At 29.2% G+C, this 17877-nt stretch carries 17 protein-coding genes; all 17 read left to right on the top strand.

From position 1 onward, the window contains the following. The first annotated feature begins 2 nt into the window (after positions 1 to 2). The gene (locus tag Q9Q97_RS14090) at positions 3 to 1073 is read left to right on the top strand and encodes a Wzz/FepE/Etk N-terminal domain-containing protein (RefSeq protein WP_306158113.1); all 1071 of its coding nucleotides are present in this window, start codon (positions 3 to 5) and stop codon (positions 1071 to 1073) included. A 136-nt stretch (positions 1074 to 1209) separates the two neighbouring features. After that, positions 1210 to 2349, top strand: a complete 1140-nt coding sequence (gene gmd / locus Q9Q97_RS14085; protein ID WP_306158111.1) for a GDP-mannose 4,6-dehydratase — start codon at positions 1210 to 1212, stop codon at positions 2347 to 2349. Positions 2350 to 2425: 76 nt separating this feature from the next. After that, positions 2426 to 3613: a UDP-N-acetylglucosamine 4,6-dehydratase gene (locus tag Q9Q97_RS14080; RefSeq protein ID WP_306158109.1), complete on the top strand. Its 1188-nt coding sequence runs from the start codon at positions 2426 to 2428 to the stop codon at positions 3611 to 3613. A 2-nt stretch (positions 3614 to 3615) separates the two neighbouring features. Next, the gene (locus Q9Q97_RS14075; protein ID WP_306158107.1) at positions 3616 to 4761 is read left to right on the top strand and encodes a LegC family aminotransferase; all 1146 of its coding nucleotides are present in this window, start codon (positions 3616 to 3618) and stop codon (positions 4759 to 4761) included. Beyond that, positions 4751 to 5374: an acetyltransferase gene (locus Q9Q97_RS14070; protein WP_306158105.1), complete on the top strand. Its 624-nt coding sequence runs from the start codon at positions 4751 to 4753 to the stop codon at positions 5372 to 5374. Before Q9Q97_RS14075 ends, Q9Q97_RS14070 begins: the two co-directional genes overlap by 11 nt. 7 nt (positions 5375 to 5381) lie before the next feature. After that, positions 5382 to 6404 (top strand): N-acetylneuraminate synthase, encoded by a 1023-nt coding sequence (gene neuB / locus Q9Q97_RS14065; protein ID WP_306158103.1) that lies wholly within the window; start codon positions 5382 to 5384, stop codon positions 6402 to 6404. Further along, positions 6401 to 7555, top strand: a complete 1155-nt coding sequence (neuC, locus tag Q9Q97_RS14060) for a UDP-N-acetylglucosamine 2-epimerase (RefSeq protein WP_306158101.1) — start codon at positions 6401 to 6403, stop codon at positions 7553 to 7555. The genes neuB and neuC overlap by 4 nt, the downstream gene beginning before the upstream one ends. A 1-nt stretch (position 7556) precedes the next feature. After that, positions 7557 to 8447 (top strand): formyltransferase family protein, encoded by an 891-nt coding sequence (locus Q9Q97_RS14055; protein WP_306158099.1) that lies wholly within the window; start codon positions 7557 to 7559, stop codon positions 8445 to 8447. Positions 8448 to 8455: 8 nt separating this feature from the next. Beyond that, positions 8456 to 9127, top strand: coding sequence for a PIG-L deacetylase family protein (locus Q9Q97_RS14050; RefSeq protein ID WP_306158097.1), 672 nt, complete (start codon positions 8456 to 8458; stop codon positions 9125 to 9127). Between the two features lie 85 nt (positions 9128 to 9212). Then, positions 9213 to 10202: a nucleotidyltransferase family protein gene (locus Q9Q97_RS14045; protein WP_371878219.1), complete on the top strand. Its 990-nt coding sequence runs from the start codon at positions 9213 to 9215 to the stop codon at positions 10200 to 10202. Beyond that, positions 10203 to 10892: a cytidylyltransferase domain-containing protein gene (locus Q9Q97_RS14040; RefSeq protein ID WP_306158093.1), complete on the top strand. Its 690-nt coding sequence runs from the start codon at positions 10203 to 10205 to the stop codon at positions 10890 to 10892. A gap of 38 nt (positions 10893 to 10930) precedes the next feature. Next, entirely contained in the window at positions 10931 to 12343 is a 1413-nt protein-coding gene (locus Q9Q97_RS14035) for a lipopolysaccharide biosynthesis protein (protein WP_306158091.1), read from the top strand. Then, positions 12330 to 13829, top strand: a complete 1500-nt coding sequence (locus tag Q9Q97_RS14030; protein ID WP_306158089.1) for a hypothetical protein — start codon at positions 12330 to 12332, stop codon at positions 13827 to 13829. The genes Q9Q97_RS14035 and Q9Q97_RS14030 overlap by 14 nt, the downstream gene beginning before the upstream one ends. Continuing rightward, positions 13816 to 14505 (top strand): DapH/DapD/GlmU-related protein, encoded by a 690-nt coding sequence (locus Q9Q97_RS14025; protein WP_306158086.1) that lies wholly within the window; start codon positions 13816 to 13818, stop codon positions 14503 to 14505. Before Q9Q97_RS14030 ends, Q9Q97_RS14025 begins: the two co-directional genes overlap by 14 nt. A gap of 57 nt (positions 14506 to 14562) precedes the next feature. Beyond that, on the top strand, positions 14563 to 15477 hold the full coding sequence (locus Q9Q97_RS14020) for an NAD(P)-dependent oxidoreductase (protein ID WP_306158084.1): 915 nt from the start codon (positions 14563 to 14565) through the stop codon (positions 15475 to 15477). Beyond that, positions 15470 to 16648, top strand: a complete 1179-nt coding sequence (locus Q9Q97_RS14015; RefSeq protein ID WP_306158082.1) for a glycosyltransferase — start codon at positions 15470 to 15472, stop codon at positions 16646 to 16648. Before Q9Q97_RS14020 ends, Q9Q97_RS14015 begins: the two co-directional genes overlap by 8 nt. A gap of 51 nt (positions 16649 to 16699) precedes the next feature. Further along, positions 16700 to 17875 (top strand): hypothetical protein, encoded by a 1176-nt coding sequence (locus Q9Q97_RS14010; protein ID WP_306158080.1) that lies wholly within the window; start codon positions 16700 to 16702, stop codon positions 17873 to 17875. Positions 17876 to 17877: the final 2 nt, after the last annotated feature.

The following is a 17877-nucleotide window of genomic DNA, read 5'->3' as shown; positions in this document are numbered from 1 at the left end:
AAATGAATAAAACATCTAGTGAAAACGAGGAAATGTCTGTTAAAGATTTGATCGATAGAGTAATTTTTTTTTATCAATATTTATTATCAAAATGGAAAGTAATAGTATTGTCGGGAATTATTGGTGCTAGTTTAGGATTAGTTTATTCTTTTACTAAAAAACCGATTTATACCGCTACTTTATCATTTGCTTTAGAAGATGAAAAATCTGGAGGAGGACTTGGTGGTGCTCTTGGATTAGCCAGTTCTTTTGGTTTAGATTTAGGAGGAAGTGGAGGAGGAGTTTTTACAGGTTCTAATCTTACTGAATTGTTTAAATCAAGGGCAATGGTAGAAAAAACATTACTTTCTCCTGTGTATGTAAATGAAAAAACAATTTCTTTAGCAGAAATGTATATTCAAGAAAATAAATGGCGAAAAAGTTGGAATAACGACCCTAAACTAAATTTGATTCAATTTTTACCGAATTTAGATCGAAAAAGTTTTACTCGTACACAAGATAGTATCATTGGACTTATTTATAACAATTTATCTAAGCAGGGATTGAAAGTAGGACAAAGAGATAAAAAAGTATCTATTATTAGCATAGATGTTTCTTCTACAAATGAGTTATTTGCGAAATACTTTTGTGAAGCGCTCTCTAGAGAAGTTGGTAAGTTTTATATTGAGACAAAAAGTAAAAAAGCTAGAATAAATATGGCAATCTTAGAGCGTCAAGTTGATTCTATACGTGGAGAATTAAATGGAGCTATTACTGGTGTTGCAATTGCAAATGATAATACTTTTAATTTAAACCCTGCTCTTAATGTACGAAGAACCCCATCTGCTCGTAGACAAGTAGATGTACAGGCAAATACAGCTATCTTGACCGAATTAGTAAAACAATCTGAAATGGCAAAGGTAACTTTGCGAAAAGAGACACCATTAATTCAGGTTATTGATACTCCTATTTTACCTCTGCCAAAAGAAAAATTTGGAAAATCAAAGGGAATTCTCTTAGGAGGTTTCTTGGCTGGGTTTTTAACTGTGATGTTCCTCTTAGTAAAAAAAGTATTTAAAAATTTTTTAAATTAATTTACTAAAAACAGATGTTAGATGTCATTGATTGACTTCTTTTTTCGAAAGAAGTTAAAATCTTTAATTTAGGCAATTAAAGTGTATACAAATAATTTAAAAATTCTTTACGATTATAAAAAAAACAAAAAAAGTAATGAAAGTAGCATTAATAACAGGTATAACAGGACAAGATGGAGCCTATTTGGCTGAACTTTTATTGGAAAAAGGCTATATGGTCCATGGAGTTAAAAGAAGAGCTTCTTCTTTTAATACTGGAAGAATTGATCATTTATACCAGGATCCTCATGAAAAAAATCTTAGGCTTAAATTGCATTATGGTGATTTAACAGATTCTATGAATCTGACTAGAATTATACAAGAGGTACAACCAGATGAAATTTATAATCTTGCAGCAATGAGTCATGTTCATGTTAGTTTCGAAACACCTGAATATACTGCAAATGCTGATGGAATTGGTACTTTAAGAATTCTGGAAGCAGTAAGATTGCTAAATCTTACCAAAAAGACAAGAGTGTATCAAGCATCAACTTCTGAGTTGTATGGTTTAGTGCAAGCTGTTCCACAATCTGAAACTACTCCTTTTTATCCGAGATCACCATATGCGGTAGCAAAAATGTATGCTTATTGGATAACTGTTAACTATAGAGAAGCTTATGGAATGTATGCTTGTAATGGAATTTTATTTAATCACGAATCTCCATTAAGAGGTGAAACATTTGTTACGAGAAAGATTACAAGAGGTGTAGCTAAAATTGCTTTAGGAATGCAAGACACAATCTTTATGGGTAATTTGGATGCTAAGAGAGATTGGGGGCATGCTAAAGATTACGTAGAAGCAATGTGGCGCATATTGCAACAAGCAACTCCTGAAGATTATGTAATAGCTACAGGAATAACAACTACAGTTCGAGATTTCATTCAAATGGCATTTGCTGAAGTTGGATTTAATTTACGTTTTGAAGGAGAAGGTGTTAATGAAATAGGAATTTTAGACAGTTTTAACGATGATATTATCAAATCTGTTTTAGGTGATTTTGATATTAAAATTGAAATTGGAAGTGTATTGGTTCGTGTTGACCCGATGTATTTTAGGCCAACAGAAGTTGATTTGTTAATTGGGGATGCTTCTAAAGCTTATACAAAATTAGGATGGCAACCTAAATATGACCTAATTTCTCTTTTAAAAGAAATGGTAGAATCAGATGTTAATCTATTTAAAAAAGATTTGCATTTAATGGACGCGGGACATACTATCTATTCACCAAAAGAATAAAATTATCTAACCTTATAAGATTTGATTTTTTAAATGTTTTGATACATTTAATTCTATAATAAAAAAAATCACAATAATGAATGTTCTTAAATTAATAGGTAGAAATTCGGAAATATTTGAAAAAGATATTGAAAAGCATAAAGAAAAATTAAAAAATATTATTGAAAAATCTTCTTTTTTAGTTATTGGTGGTGCAGGTTCAATCGGTCAAGCAGTAACAAAAGAAATATTTAAAAGAAATCCTGCCAAATTGCATATTGTTGACATTAGTGAAAACAATATGGTAGAACTTGTGAGGGATATTAGAAGTTCATATGGTTATATTGATGGAGATTTTCAAACTTTTGCATTAGATATAGGTTCAATTGAATATGATACTTTTATTAAATCTGATGGTCAATATGATTATGTTTTAAATCTATCTGCACTAAAACATGTTCGAAGTGAAAAAGACCCTTTTACTTTAATGCGAATGATAGATGTCAATGTTTTTAATACTGAAAAAACATTACAACAATCTATAGAAAATGGTACGAAAAAATATTTTTGTGTTTCTACAGACAAGGCAGCGAATCCAGTCAACATGATGGGAGCTTCAAAAAGAATAATGGAAATGTATTTGATGCGTAGAAGTGAACAAATTAAAATTTCAACCGCTCGTTTTGCTAATGTTGCTTTTTCTGATGGATCCCTTTTACACGGATTTAATCAAAGAATTATAAAAAAACAGCCAATTGTAGCTCCAAATGACATTAAAAGATACTTTGTTACACCAAAAGAGTCTGGTGAACTATGTTTAATGTCTTGTATTTTTGGTGACAATAGGGATGTTTTTTTTCCTAAATTAAGTGAAAATTTGCACCTAATTACATTTGCTGATATCGCTATAAAGTATTTATCTGAATTAGGATATGAAGCTTATTCTTGTACTTCTGAAGAAGAAGCTAGAGATAAGTCTGAAGAATTAATTAAAGAAAAAAAATGGCCATGTTTATTTACTGCAAGTGATACCACTGGTGAAAAATATTTTGAAGAATTTTTTACTGAAAACGAAATACTTGACATGCAACGTTTCGAAAACTTGGGTGTTATAAAAAATGATGCAGTTTTTGAGCAAAATAAATTAGAGAATTTTTCAGAAAAAATAACTGAAATGAAATCCAAAAAAGCATGGAATAAAGAACAAATCGTTGATTTATTCCATACAATGATTCCTAATTTTGGACATAAAGAAACAGGTAAGTATTTAGATTCAAAAATGTAATTATGAATAATGCAATAAATTCTACCATTTCTTTTATAAAAGAACAATACAAAACAGAAAGTTTCATACCTCTTCATGTTCCTTATTTTGGAGGTAATGAAAAGAAATATTTATTAGAGACAATAGATTCTACGTTTGTTTCTTCTGTTGGTGCTTATGTAGACCAATTTGAAGCTATGATGCAAAGTATTACAGATACTAAAAGAGCAGTTGCTGTTGTAAATGGTACAGCTGCGATTCAGGTAGCTTTACGTTTAATTGGTGTAAATGCTGGAGATGAGGTTTTAACTCAAGCTTTAACTTTTGTGGCTACTGCTAATTCGATTATGTATCAAAATGCAACTCCTGTTTTTTTAGATGTTGATTTAGATACGATGGGATTATCACCAAAATCTGTATCTCTTTTTTTAGAGGAGTTTGGAGATTTAAGAGAAGATGGTTGTTACAATAAAAGAACAGGAAAAAGAATAAGTGCTTGTTTGCCAATGCATACTTTTGGTTTCCCTATACACTTAGATGAGTTGATTGAAGTTTGTGATAGATGGAAAATTCCTGTAGTGGAAGATGCCGCAGAATCATTAGGTTCGGAATACAAAGGAAAATCCACAGGTAGTTTCGGAAAACTTGGAGCATTTTCATTCAATGGTAATAAAATAGTAACCTGTGGAGGAGGAGGTGCAATTGTTACAAATGATCCGAAATTAGGAGAAAAGGGTAAATATTTAACCACTACAGCAAAAATTCCACATCCTTACGAATATGTGCACGATGAAATGGGGTATAACTTTAGAATGCCAAATCTTAATGCAGCTCTAGCATGTGCTCAATTAGAACAATTGAATAGATTTCTTGAAAATAAAAGACAATTAGCAAAGGAATATGAGTCATTTTTTGCAACGAATGGAGTAAAATTTAGAACTGAAACTCCCAATACAAAAGCCAATTATTGGTTAATGTGCGTGGAACTAGAAAATAAGATTGAGCGTGATTTGTTTTTGAAAGAAACAAATGCTAAATCAGTTATGACTCGCCCAATTTGGCAGTTAATGTATCGTTTACCAATGTACAGCGATTGTCAAAGGGATAAGCAAGTTAACGCAGAATTTTTAGAAGAAAGAATTGTAAATATTCCAAGTAGTGTTAGATAAAGAAGTTATATTAATAGGATACTCAGGTCATGGCTATGTTGTTGCAGAAACTGCTTTAGAAAATAATTTTACTATAGTTGGCTATTCTGAAAAAAGTGAACAAATAAATAACCCTTTTAATATTAGATATTTAGGTTTTGAGGGGAGTGAGGATTTTTTAGGATGGAGTAAGTCTGATTGTTTTATTTTAGGTATTGGAGATAATTCTATAAGGCAAAATGTAGCTAGCTTAATTAAAAATAAAAAAAAAACTATGCTATCCTTAATTCATAGTTCTGCATTAATTTCTAAAAGTGCTAAGATAGGACAGGGAACATTTATAAATAAAAATGTTTCAGTAAATGCATGTGCCATTATAGGTGAAAACTCTATCTTAAACACTGGTTGCATTATTGAGCATGAATGTGTTTTACATGATGCTGTACATGTGGCACCAGGAGCAGTTTTGGCAGGTAATGTTCAAGTAGGCGAAAGAACTTTTATAGGGGCAAATGCCGTTGTAAGACAAGGAATAATAATTGGAAAAGATGTTATCATTGGTGCTGGATCTGTCGTACTGAAAGATGTTTTAGACAATGAAATTTGGATGGGTAATCCTGCGAAAAAAAAATAAATTTTTTATGGAAAAAGTTGTAATAATAGCCGAAGCAGGCGTAAATCATAACGGCAATTTTGAATTAGCAAAAAAATTGGTTGATGCAGCAGCTGATGCAAAAGCTGATTATGTTAAATTTCAAACTTTTAAAGCTAATAAAATTGTTAGTAAAGAAGCTAAAAAAGCAGATTATCAGATTAAAAATATAGATGATAATGATGATTCTCAATATGCAATGCTAAAAAAATTAGAAATGCCAGATGAGTGGCATTACCTATTGTTAGATTACGCAAATTCTAAAAATATAAAATTTTTATCAACTGGCTTTGATACGGATAGTATAGATTTTTTAGATGAACTCGGAATTGACGTCTTTAAAATTCCATCGGGAGAGTTAACTAATCGGCCTTATTTGGAACATATCGCTCGAAAAAATAAAGAAATAATTATTTCGACAGGAATGGCTACTATGCTAGAAATAAAAGAAGCGATAAATGTTTTAATAGAAGCGGGGGCAAAAGAAAACTTAATTTCTGTTTTACATTGTAACACAGAATATCCAACGCCAATGAAAGATGTTAATCTAAAAGCTATGAATGAAATAGCAAAAGAGTTCAATGTTAAAATTGGTTACTCTGATCATACGTTAGGTATTGAAGTACCAATTGCTGCAGTGGCAATGGGAGCTAAAATAATAGAGAAACATTTTACAATTGATAGAACACTTAGCGGTCCAGATCATCTAGCATCTTTAGAACCCGAAGAATTAAAACAGATGGTTTCTTCTATTAGAAACATTGAGATGGCGATTTCTGGAAGCGGTGTAAAAGAACCAAGTGAATCTGAAAAAAAGAATATTGAAATCGTTAGAAAAAGTTTGCACTTTAAACATGATTTAAATAGTGGACACATTTTACAAAATGAGGATATTTTAATTATTAGACCAGGAACAGGAATTAGTCCAATGCAAATTAATGATTACATTGGAAAGAAACTTAGTGTTTCTGTAAAAAGCAGCGAACAATTATCAAAAAAGCATTTTGAATGAGGAAAATCTGTGTAATAACTGGAACTCGAGCAGAATATGGTTTGTTATATTGGACAATGAAGGCTTTGCAAAATGATAGTGAGGTTCAATTGTCAATTTGTGTAACAGGTATGCATTTATCTCCTGAATTTGGTTTGACTTACAAGAAAATAATAGAAGATGGATTTCATATTGACGAAAAAGTTGAAACATTACTTTCTTCGGATACTTCTGTAGGAATCGCTAAAAGTATTGGTTTAGGAGTTATTAGTTTTTCTGAAGTTTTTGATAGGTTGTCACCTGATTTAATAGTCGTGTTGGGTGATCGTTTCGAAATTTTTGCTGCTTGCTCTGCTGCGATGATTTCGAAAATACCAATTGCACATTGTCATGGGGGTGAAGCTACAGAAGGGTTAATTGATGAGGCAATAAGACATTCAATTACCAAAATGTCACAAATTCATTTCACGAGTACAGAAGATTACCGATCACGTGTTATCCAACTCGGAGAACAGCCAGTCAATGTGTTTAATGTTGGAGCATTAGGTATTGAGAATGTAAATAAGCTAGACTTACTTAATAAAGATGAGTTTGAAAAATCAATTGGTTTTACTTTAAAAAAAGTGAATTTTTTGGTTACATTTCATCCTGTTACACTAGATCATTCATCTGCGGAAATGCAATTTAATGAACTTTTATTAGCATTGGATAAATTTGAAAATTCTAGTATAATTTTCACAAAACCTAATGCAGATACTGAGGGACGAATAATTATTCAAATGATTGATGATTATGTAAGCAAAAAACCTGATAAGTCAATTTCATTTACTTCAATGGGACAATTACGATATTTATCGGCTATACAATTTATGGATGTTGTAATAGGTAATTCATCAAGTGGATTAATTGAAGTTCCTTCATTCAAAAAACCGACTTTGAATATTGGAGACCGCCAACAAGGACGTGTTAAAGCAATTTCAGTTATAGATTGTAATGCAGATAAAATTGAAATTGAGGATGGAATACATCTAGCAATGTCTTCAGAATTTAAAGAAAAAATTAGGGATTCGGAAAATCCTTATGGTGAAAGAAATTCATCAGATGAAATTGTTAAGGTCTTGAAAACTATAAGTTTGGATAATATAATAAAGAAAAAATTTTACAATTTATAATATGAAGATAATTTATATAGGTTCTGTTATTTTTTCAGCAAAAGCATTAGACAAACTCATCACTATTGGAGCTGAAATTGTTGGAATAGTTTCTAAAAAAGAATCAAGTTTTAATAGTGATTTTTTTGACTTAAAACCAATTGCCGATAATAATAAAATTCCATTCCATTATACTCTAAATATTAATTCGGTTGAAACTATAGATTGGATAAAAAAATTGAATCCAGATGTGATTTTTTGTTTTGGATGGTCAAATCTTATAAAAAAAGATGTTTTGAATATAGCTCATTTGGGAGTAGTAGGATATCATCCAACTTTGCTTCCAAACAATAAGGGCCGACATCCTCTAATTTGGGCTAAAGTACTCGGGTTGCAAAAATCTGGTTCAACATTTTTTTTTATGGATGAAGGAGCTGATACAGGAGATATTTTATCTCAGAGCGAATTTAAAATAAACTTTGAAGATGATGCCGCAACTTTGTATACTAGATTAATTGATACAGCTTTATTGCAAATCGAAGACTTTCATTTCAAATTGAAGAATAATACTTTTCTAAGAATTCCGCAGAATAAATATGAAGGTAATAACTGGCGTAAGAGAAGTGGTAAAGATGGACTCATTGATTTTAGATTAAACACAACAACAATCTGTAATTTAGTCAGGGGGTTGACAAGACCTTATGTAGGCGCTCATGTCGAATATAGAAATGAAAATATCATAATTTGGGAAGTAGAAGTTGGTAATACTAAAAATGATTTTGACAATTTAGAGCCTGGTAAAGTATTAAATATAGATGGTAATAAAATTGAAATAAAGACTGGAGATTCTTCTATTTGGTTAGTAAAACATGAATTCAATGATCTTCCACAAATAGGATCATATATACTTTAATTAAAAAAATGAAAAATATTATAGTTGTTTCAGCACATCCAGATGATGAAACTTTAGGTGTCGGAGGTACAATATTAAAGCACATTAATAATGGAGATAAAGTATATTGGCTGATTGTAACGAATGTATTTGAAAGTCAAGGATTCTCTAAAGAAAGAGTTGAGAGCAGACAGGAAGAAATTAAAGAAGTTGAAAAATTATTAGGAATTACGAAAACTTTTTTTCTTAATTATCCTACGATGACTTTATCTTCAAGTAGTTTATTAAAAATGGTTCCTGAAATTTCTGAAATTTTCACAAAAGTTGAACCAGAGGTAATTTATACTTTAAATCGTTCAGACGCCCATTCAGATCATAGAGTAATTTTTGATGCAGTAATGGCCTGCACGAAATCTTTTAGATATCCTTTTATAAAGAAAATTTTAATGTATGAGTGCATATCTGAAACAGAATTTGCTCCTGCTTTGGCAGAGAAAATGTTTTTGCCAAATTATTTTGTTGATATTACCGATTACATAGAGCAGAAATTAGAAGTAATGAAAGTTTTTGATTCCGAAATTTCAGAACATCCTTTCCCAAGATCATTAGAAAATATAAAAGCTTTAGCTCATTTTCGAGGTGCGAGTGTTGGAGTTAAATATGCTGAGTCATTTCAATTATTGAAATATATCGATAAATAATTAAGAATAAATTCCTTAGATTAATATGATGAGAGTTTATAAAGATCATTTGATTTTGTCTGGCAGTACAATAAAAGAAGCTTTAATGCAACTAAATGTTTTGGCACAAGATGCTATTCTTTTCGTTGTTGACAAACAAGACAAATTAATTGGTGCACTTACTGATGGGGATGTACGCAGAGGATTGCTTAAAGATTTAACGATCGAAAATTTGGTTGATGAAATTATTCAGAAAGATCCGAAATATATTACTAAAGGCGAGAATAATTTAGATAAAATTATAGCATATCGAGAGGGTAATTTTAGAATTGTACCTGTATTAGATGAAAATCACAGAGTTGTGAATGTTATTAATTTCAGAGTTATAAAATCATATTTGCCAATTGATGCAGTTATTATGGCGGGCGGCAGAGGACAAAGGTTACAACCTTTGACAGACACTACTCCTAAGCCACTTTTAAAAATTGGAGATAAGCCTATAATGGAGCACAACTTAGATCGATTAACTCTCTTTGGAATTGACGATTTCTGGGTATCGGTTAAATATTTGGGAGAACAAATTGAAACTCATTTTGGTAAAGGAGAAAGCAAAAATATTAAAATCGAATATGTTTGGGAAAATGAACCTTTGGGAACTATTGGTGCAGTATCACAAATAAAGAATTTTGAACATGATTATATTCTAATAACAAATTCCGACTTGTTAACAAACATTGATTACGAGCAATTTTTTCTTGAATTTATTAAGCAAAACGCAGATTTAGCAATTTTGACTATTCCATACCAAGTTAATATTCCGTATGCAGTTTTAGAAACAGACAATGGTGAAGTAAAAAGCTTCAAAGAAAAGCCTATTTACACATATTATTCTAACGGAGGTATTTATTTAATAAAAAAACAAATGCTTAATTATATTCCCAAAGATACTTTTTTCAATGCAACTGATTTAATGGAGGAATTAATAAAGAATAAATTGAAGGTAATTTCATTTCCATTTTCAGGATATTGGTTAGATATTGGTAAACATGAAGATTTTGAAAAGGCTCATGTTGATATAAAAAACATCAAATTTTAAATGATGAAGCCATTAGTTATAATTCCTGCAAGAGGAGGTAGCAAGGGAGTGCCTAAAAAAAATATCAAGCTTTTGAATGGAAAGCCATTAATAAATTATACAATTGAAGCAGCTCGTAATGTTTTTGAAGATGCAGTTATTTGTATATCAACAGACAGTGTAGAAATAAAAGATGTTGTGGAAAGCACATTAGGATTGAAAGTTCCTTTTCTTCGTCCAGATGATTTAGCTACAGACAATGCTGGGACTTACGAAGTTTTACTGCATGCAATAAATTTTTATGAGCAGAATGGATACAAAGCAGATACTTTGATTTTATTGCAACCTACATCTCCTTTTAGAGCAAGTATGCATATAGAACAAGCACTTAAATTATTTTCTTCTGATATTGATATGGTCGTTTCAGTTAAAGAAACTAAGTCTAACCCATATTATGTTCTTTTCGAAGAAAATAAAGAAGGCTTTTTATCAAAATCAAAACCTTCGAATTTCACAAGAAGACAGGATTGTCCTAAAGTATGGGAGTTTAATGGAGCTCTTTATATCATAAATATAAAATCTCTTAAAGAAAAAACAATTGGGTCATTTGAAAAAATAGTAAAATATGTTATGACAGAAAAAGATAGCGTAGATATTGACACTATGTTTGATTGGAAATTATGCGAATTAATTATAAAAGAAGATTTTTGACATATAAAAATCATAATCATAAATAATTTTTTTTTAAATTGAATCTTAAATTAATAAAAAATATACTTCTATACGGTATTGGAGATTTTATAGTTACTGGAGTAACTGCATTTTTGTTTATACCGTTATATATTAAGTTTTTAAGTCCCGAAGATTACGGAATTTTTAATATTTTAAATAATAATTCAGCATTATTTACTTATTTTATTCAGTTTGGTATTGTGTCTGCTTTTGGGCGCATCTATTTTTTAAAAAAAGCGTTAAATAAAGAAACTGAATACACTTGGAATATTATTGTTTTACATTTTATTTCTTCAACATTTTTAATGCTTTTTTATTTTTTATTTAAGGACTTTCTCCTAGATCAGTTAGCTCCTTCTATTGCAAAATCGAATATAGTTTATTTTTCTCCAATAATTGCATTTTTATCATTTCTACCAGCGTTATATTATATCTATTTAAGACTAGAAAATAAAGTTACGAGATTTGTTTTTTTTCAAATTTTGACGGTTTTAGTAATATCAGCTATCCTTTTGTTGATATTTATCTTTTTTCAAATTGATTTAAATAGTATCTTATTTTCTTTTATAATTGGTAATTTGATAGTCTGGTTTGTTGTCATTTTTAATTTTAAAATTAAAATCAATTTTAATTTTAAAGACATGTCAGAAACAATTGTTTTTGGTTTTCCTATTTTTATAAGTTACATTGCTTATTTCTTTATATCAAAGTATAGTGTTATAATTCTTCAAAAATATGTCTCTTTAAGTGAAATAGGATTGTTTTCGCTTGCTCAACAAATAGCAACAGTTCCAACTCTTATTACAATAGCCATAAGTAAAGCGGTACAACCACTTTTGTTCTCCTCAGAATCAGATGAAGAATTACAATTAAAATCTCAGCGATTTGATTTCAATTTTAAATTAATTATGATATGGATAGTAGGAAGCATTATTTTCTTTATAGATTTTCTATTCCATTTTTTCCTGCCGGAAAAATACAGTCCAATTATGAATACAACAATATATTTATTGATTATAAATCTAATCTATAATTTTGCTATAGTTGAAAACACAATTTTGCTTTACAAAATGAAAAGTAAAATTATACTTTTAATAACCTTAACAGGCTCTATTATTAATGTAGTTTTAAGTAATTATTTAGTTCAAAGTTATGCCTTAAATGGAGTTTTGATCGCGACGGCAGTTGCATTCTTGGTTAATTTTTTACTTTCAGTTTATTTTTCTAGAAAACATTTAAAAATAGATTATTCCTTAAATACAATATTTTTGAGTTCTTTAATCATTGCTTTTTATATTTTAATTTCATCATCAGTCATTTTTAAGGCTTCTATAACTTATAAAAACATACTATCTATTGGTTGTTTTTTAGTACTTACAACTTTGGTTTTATTAATTCTTAAACAAAAACATGTCAGTGTCAAAAATTGATTCTTTTAAATCTCGATTAAAATTTGTTATAAATTTTTTTCAATTTGTTGCATTTCTAAAAAAATCAAGTTCATTTCAGAATTCGAAAAGTGATAATAATAATAAGTATGTGATTATTTTGTCATCATGGCTTTTTACTGCAACAGCTTGGTTTTCTATTGTAGTTGGTTTATTGCTTTTAAAAAAAGATAATATATTGTATCTTATAGATGATTTGAAATTTGAAAATAAAACAGACCATAAAATTCAAATTAAATTAATTGAATTAGCTTTAAAAAAGATAAAAAACAAAGGAATTAGATATGAAATGTTAAGTTCATATTATTCTAATAACAGCCTTAATGAACAAGAATTAGTAGAGATTAATAAAATTGCATTTGCTAATGCAGTTCATAAAAATAGAGGAGAAGATGATTCAGATAATTTTAGAGAATTAGTTCGTGTAAATGAAAAAAAATTTATAGCTAATTTTTCTACGATAAAATCATTTATAGATTCTCACTCAGATAAAACCTTTATTTTTTCAGGTGGTATTTATGCGAATTCAGGACTTTTTCAGCATCTCTTAAAAAAGGGGAATTTTTCATTTTTTACTTTTGATGCGGGTGTTGGGCTTTTGTTAACAACATATAAAGGTGTTGCTGCGCAGCTTGCAGATATTTCTACATCTTTTCAATTAATAATCCAAGATGAGGAACAAATGAAATTTTCAATTCTTTCGGCACAACAAGAGTTAGAAAGAAGGAAAAACGGAACGAATAAATTAAATAGCCAGTATCAATCTTTTGAAGAAAGTTTAAATTTTAATGAAGTTGGGGTTTTGATACCATTAAATTCTCCTTGGGATTCAGCTACACTAAATATTGGATCTGTATTTAGAAGTTATAATGATTGGTTATTTGAAACTGTAAGATTAGTGTTAGAAAATTCTAATTTGATGATAACTGTAAGGCAACATCCAGATGAAAGACATTGGTGGGGAAAATCAAGTACTGATTTTAAAACTTTGCTTGCAGAAAAGTTTAATAACAACCCGCGTATTCAGTTTGTAACCTGTCATGATAAAGTCAATACTTATGCTCTATTAGAAAAAGCCGATGCAGTTATTTGTTATTCCTCAACCTTTGGTATAGAATCTATTATTTATGACAAATTTGTTTGTATTTGCTCTAATGTTTATTATTCAAAACTAGGACTTGCATATGTTCCAAAAACTAAAGAAGATGTAGTATTTTTCCTTAATAATATAAAAACAAATAAAATTGAATTAAATATTGATAGGGCATATTTGGCTTATTATCTTGGGCAGCAATGCAATTGGTCGTTTACAAATTTTACTCCAACAATTCCTGATTTTAATGAGTGGGTTACAACTGATATTAATACCTTATCAAAAGAACCGAAAGTGATAAATTATATCAAATCATTAGAAAACCTTTTGCCTATTAGTTATATTAATCATAGAAAAAAGTATGAGGAAAATTAAATTTTTTGTTTCAAAGTCGATAGGGAAATATAAGTTGTTTAAATCTAAAAACATTTCCAAAAAAATATTTCTGGGACCAAATGTTCAATTTTTTGGCATAAAAAATATTATTATTAAGGATAATTGTACTATTGGAGAGTACTCTAATTTTGTAATAAATAATAGAACAAATAATGACATTCAATTAAGGATAGGGAAAAATGTATATTTAGGAAGAAACAATTTTATAACAGTTGGAAAATTAGTTCAAATTGGTGACTATTCTATTTTTGGTAATAATTGTTCACTTATTGGTGCGGGTAAAATTTTTGATGACCCAATGAAGCCTTATGCAATGTCTGGAATCTCTTTAGAAAAAAGTATTTTTATTGGTGTAAATTGCTGGCTGGGTAATGACTCTAGTGTGATAGGGAATGTTAGAATTGGCCATGGATCTATAATTGGGGCAAATACAGTAGTTACTAAAGATGTTCCGCCTTTTAGTATGGTAATTGGAAATCCTGGTAAAATAGTTAAAACATTTAACTTTACAACAAATAGTTGGGAAAGTGAGAATAATGAGTCAAATAATTCAAAATATTTTGATGAAAATGAATATTTGATTTATTTAAGATCAAATGCAGGAGATAGTTTTTTAGCTTATAGTTCTGCATCTTCTAGACTGGGACACTTATAATTTGTTAGGATTTTTTTTACTAAGTTACTCGATATTTAAATTATTATAAAAGCAATAATGAATGTATTAATTACTGGAGCATTTGGTTTTTTGGGAAGAAATGCAGCAAAAGAGTATAAAAAAAGAGGGTTTCATGTGGTCGGAATTGGTCATGGAAAATGGAATTATGAAGATTATGCTGTTTGGGGGATCGACCAATGGGTTGAAACTACTATTAAATTAGATGTTTTATTAGCATTAGATATATCTTTTGATATAATTATACATTGCGGAGGCAGTGGGTCTGTTGCTTTCTCTAACACAAATCCTTATGAAGATTTTCAGAGAAGTGTTCAAAGCACATTAGCACTTTTAGAGTTTATACGCTTAAAAAATAAAAATTGTAAATTTATTTACCCTTCCAGTCCTGCTGTACAAGGAAATCTGGGAAACATACCTATTAAAGAAGAAATGTCAGGAATACCTGCTTCTCCTTATGGATTTCATAAAAAGATTGCCGAAGAAATTTGTTTTTCATATCATAAAAATTTTAACATTCAAATAGGAATTATTCGTTATTTTTCTATTTATGGAGAGGGATTAAAGAAACAATTACTTTGGGACGCCTGTAAAAAGCTTAGTAGTGAAGGAGATTTGGAATTTTTTGGAACTGGTAAAGAAACTAGAGATTGGATTCACATTTCTGATGCAACTTCACTAATGGGAATGTTTTCTGATCAATTAAAAGATTACCAGGTTGTTAATGCAGGCGTAGGCAAAGTTGTTGAAATTTCGGATGTGATAAAGAAATTAAGCCATTGTTTTAAAAATTCAAGAAAGATTAATTTTAACGGACTTGTTAAAGAAGGGGATCCAATTCATTTTTTGGCTGATACAAAAAAAGCATTTGAATTAGGTTGGATACCTAAAATCAGTCTTGAAATGGGGTTAGAAAATTATGTAGAGTATTTTAAAAAACATATGAATGATTAAAGTTGGTTTCTTGTTGAATTTTCCTTTGGAATACAAAGGAGGAATTAATTATTTTAAGAATTTATTTTATGCAGTAGATAAATTTTGTAGTGATAAAGTTAAAGTCATTTTGTTTGTGCCAAAAGGAATAAGTAAAGAATATATTGAAATGTTCAGTCCTTATGCAAGAATTGTTGAAACGACTATTTTAAAAAGAAAATCTTTTCCATGGCTTTTAAGTAAGATTGGGAGTCGAGTATTTGGATATGATATTATCACTTATAGTTTGCTATCAAGAAATAAAATCAATGCTGTTTCACATTCTGATTTCGTTTTTCCCAGTAAAAAAATAAAAACTTTAAATTGGATTCCCGATTTTCAATATGTACATTATCCGAATTTGTGGACAAAAACACAGCTAAAAGCAACGATTAATTTGCATAAAATATTGATTAAGAAGAGTGATGCTATTGTTCTAAGCAGTTATGCCGCTTTTGAAGATTTTAAAATAAACAATTTAGAGAATCAAGAAAAGGTAAGTGTTTTAAATTTTGTTTCACAGCCTAATAATGACATCCAGTTTTCTATAACTGATTCAGAAATTACTGAAATTAAGGACCTTTATAATATTGAGAGACACTTTTTTTATATGCCAAATCAGTTTTGGTCGCACAAAAATCATTTGACTGTTTTTGAAGCGATTAAATTGCTTAAAGAGAAAGGACATAATCCATTAGTAGTTACCTCTGGATTAATGAGCGATTACAGAAATGGAATTGATCACGTGGCAAAATTGTTGAAATATGTTGAGGATAATGATTTGCAAAAAAATATTTTATTTCTAGGATTAATACCTTACCATCATGTTGGTAAGTTAATTTTAATGTGCAACTGTGTAATTAACCCGTCTTATTTTGAGGGATGGAGTTCAACAGTAGAAGAAGCTAAGACTGTTGGAAAAAAAATAATTTTGTCAAATATTCCTGTTCACTTAGAACAAAACCCAAAGTTTGGAATCTATTTCAACCCAGATAGCCCTAAAGAACTTGCTTTAAAGATGGAAGAAATAAATCAAAATCCAACTTTTTGTCCTGAAGATGAAGAAGAATTAAAGAGAAGCTTAAATAGCAGAACTAAAGATTTTGCAAATACTTATTTGAAAATTTTAAATGATCTTAAATGTCAAATTTAAATTCAAAACAATAATATAAATGAATATTTTATTAATGACTATTTTTTTATAATGAGTTCAATTTCAGTTAATAATAAGGTGAATATTCTTTTTTATCTTTATTTTATCTCTACTTTATTGTTTCCAACATTTTTCTTGAATAAACTAATTTTTGTTTTAATTATTGGGTTAGTAATTGTTAATTTTAGGTTGTATAGATTTAACACAATATCACCTTTTGTTGTTTTTTTTATTTTTTTATACGGCTTTATTTTTTCTTTTTTTAACTATACTGAGGCAAGCTATAGTACACAATTGATTTTATCCATTTTGGTTTTGTTCTTAATATATCCAATAATTCGATATAAAATAGATGTTGAGCGCGTAGCCAAAGTATCAGGACTTATAGCAGTAGCCTATACAGGACTTTCTTTCTTAATAGTGGTAGTTTTTATGGATTTACCTTTTTCAGCTGCTTATTATGATTTTTTTAGCAATTATAGTGCAGGGTCTAACGGTTTGAGGGAATTTGCAGATGAGGGAACACTTAGTTTTCATATTGGATGTGTTCCGTTTTTATATTTGCCATTTGTGCTCTATTTCATTTCATTTGTTGAGAAAAGAAAACTAAGTAGTTTTTTGGCATCATTGGTTATTTTTATAACTATTTTTGTGAGTGCATCGAGAGGGTCTATTTTGACCTCTATAATAGCCGCCATGTATATTGTTTTATCGAAATCTAGACTGAAAACTAAAATTATTGTTCTAACAATACTTATTATCTTAGGGATTGGAATATTTTCTTATCTTTTGAACAACACAAACGCTCTTGATCCAAAAGAAGAATCAAATGGTATCAAAATAGGCCATTATGAGTCTTTTATAGAAAATTTAAATTTCTTTAAGTTTTTTCTTGGTGAAGGATTGGCATCATATTATTATTCAAAAGGTTCTCAAAGAATAATATCAAAAACAGAAATAACACCTATAGATATGTTACGTTATTTTGGTTTTATTCTTGCGCCATTATTATATTTTGTTATTATTTTTCCAACAAAAAAAATAGCTTCATACTTGGGTAATAATAGTTTATATATGGTTTTGACTTTAATCTATGTTCTAAATTCAATGACAAATCCAACTATGTTTAATTCTTATGGATTGTTAATTATTTTATGGTATTGGTTCAAAATACTACCGCCAACAAAAAGCATTCCGAAATATGACTCAGAAATCCAAACAGTTTAATT

Origin of the sequence: Flavobacterium sp. DG2-3, assembly GCF_030730925.1 — a bacterium.
In the GTDB taxonomy this organism is placed as follows: domain Bacteria; phylum Bacteroidota; class Bacteroidia; order Flavobacteriales; family Flavobacteriaceae; genus Flavobacterium.
The sequence above is the reverse complement of the archived record's forward strand: the minus strand, read 5'-3'. Positions and strand labels throughout refer to the sequence as shown.

Excerpts from the sequence above, each read along its gene's own strand:
- Q9Q97_RS14050 (WP_306158097.1), top strand. The coding sequence starts at position 8,456 with ATGAAAAATATTATAGTTGTTTCAGCACATCCAGATGATGAAACTTTA.
- neuB (WP_306158103.1), top strand. The coding sequence starts at position 5,382 with ATGGAAAAAGTTGTAATAATAGCCGAAGCAGGCGTAAATCATAACGGC.
- Q9Q97_RS14010 (WP_306158080.1), top strand. The coding sequence starts at position 16,700 with ATGAGTTCAATTTCAGTTAATAATAAGGTGAATATTCTTTTTTATCTT.
- Q9Q97_RS14090 (WP_306158113.1), top strand. The coding sequence starts at position 3 with ATGAATAAAACATCTAGTGAAAACGAGGAAATGTCTGTTAAAGATTTG.
- Q9Q97_RS14015 (WP_306158082.1), top strand. The coding sequence starts at position 15,470 with ATGATTAAAGTTGGTTTCTTGTTGAATTTTCCTTTGGAATACAAAGGA.
- neuC (WP_306158101.1), top strand. The coding sequence starts at position 6,401 with ATGAGGAAAATCTGTGTAATAACTGGAACTCGAGCAGAATATGGTTTG.
- Q9Q97_RS14040 (WP_306158093.1), top strand. The coding sequence starts at position 10,203 with ATGATGAAGCCATTAGTTATAATTCCTGCAAGAGGAGGTAGCAAGGGA.
- Q9Q97_RS14045 (WP_371878219.1), top strand. The coding sequence starts at position 9,213 with ATGCAACTAAATGTTTTGGCACAAGATGCTATTCTTTTCGTTGTTGAC.
- Q9Q97_RS14075 (WP_306158107.1), top strand. The coding sequence starts at position 3,616 with ATGAATAATGCAATAAATTCTACCATTTCTTTTATAAAAGAACAATAC.
- Q9Q97_RS14055 (WP_306158099.1), top strand. The coding sequence starts at position 7,557 with ATGAAGATAATTTATATAGGTTCTGTTATTTTTTCAGCAAAAGCATTA.
- Q9Q97_RS14080 (WP_306158109.1), top strand. The coding sequence starts at position 2,426 with ATGAATGTTCTTAAATTAATAGGTAGAAATTCGGAAATATTTGAAAAA.
- Q9Q97_RS14020 (WP_306158084.1), top strand. The coding sequence starts at position 14,563 with ATGAATGTATTAATTACTGGAGCATTTGGTTTTTTGGGAAGAAATGCA.
- gmd (WP_306158111.1), top strand. The coding sequence starts at position 1,210 with ATGAAAGTAGCATTAATAACAGGTATAACAGGACAAGATGGAGCCTAT.
- Q9Q97_RS14025 (WP_306158086.1), top strand. The coding sequence starts at position 13,816 with ATGAGGAAAATTAAATTTTTTGTTTCAAAGTCGATAGGGAAATATAAG.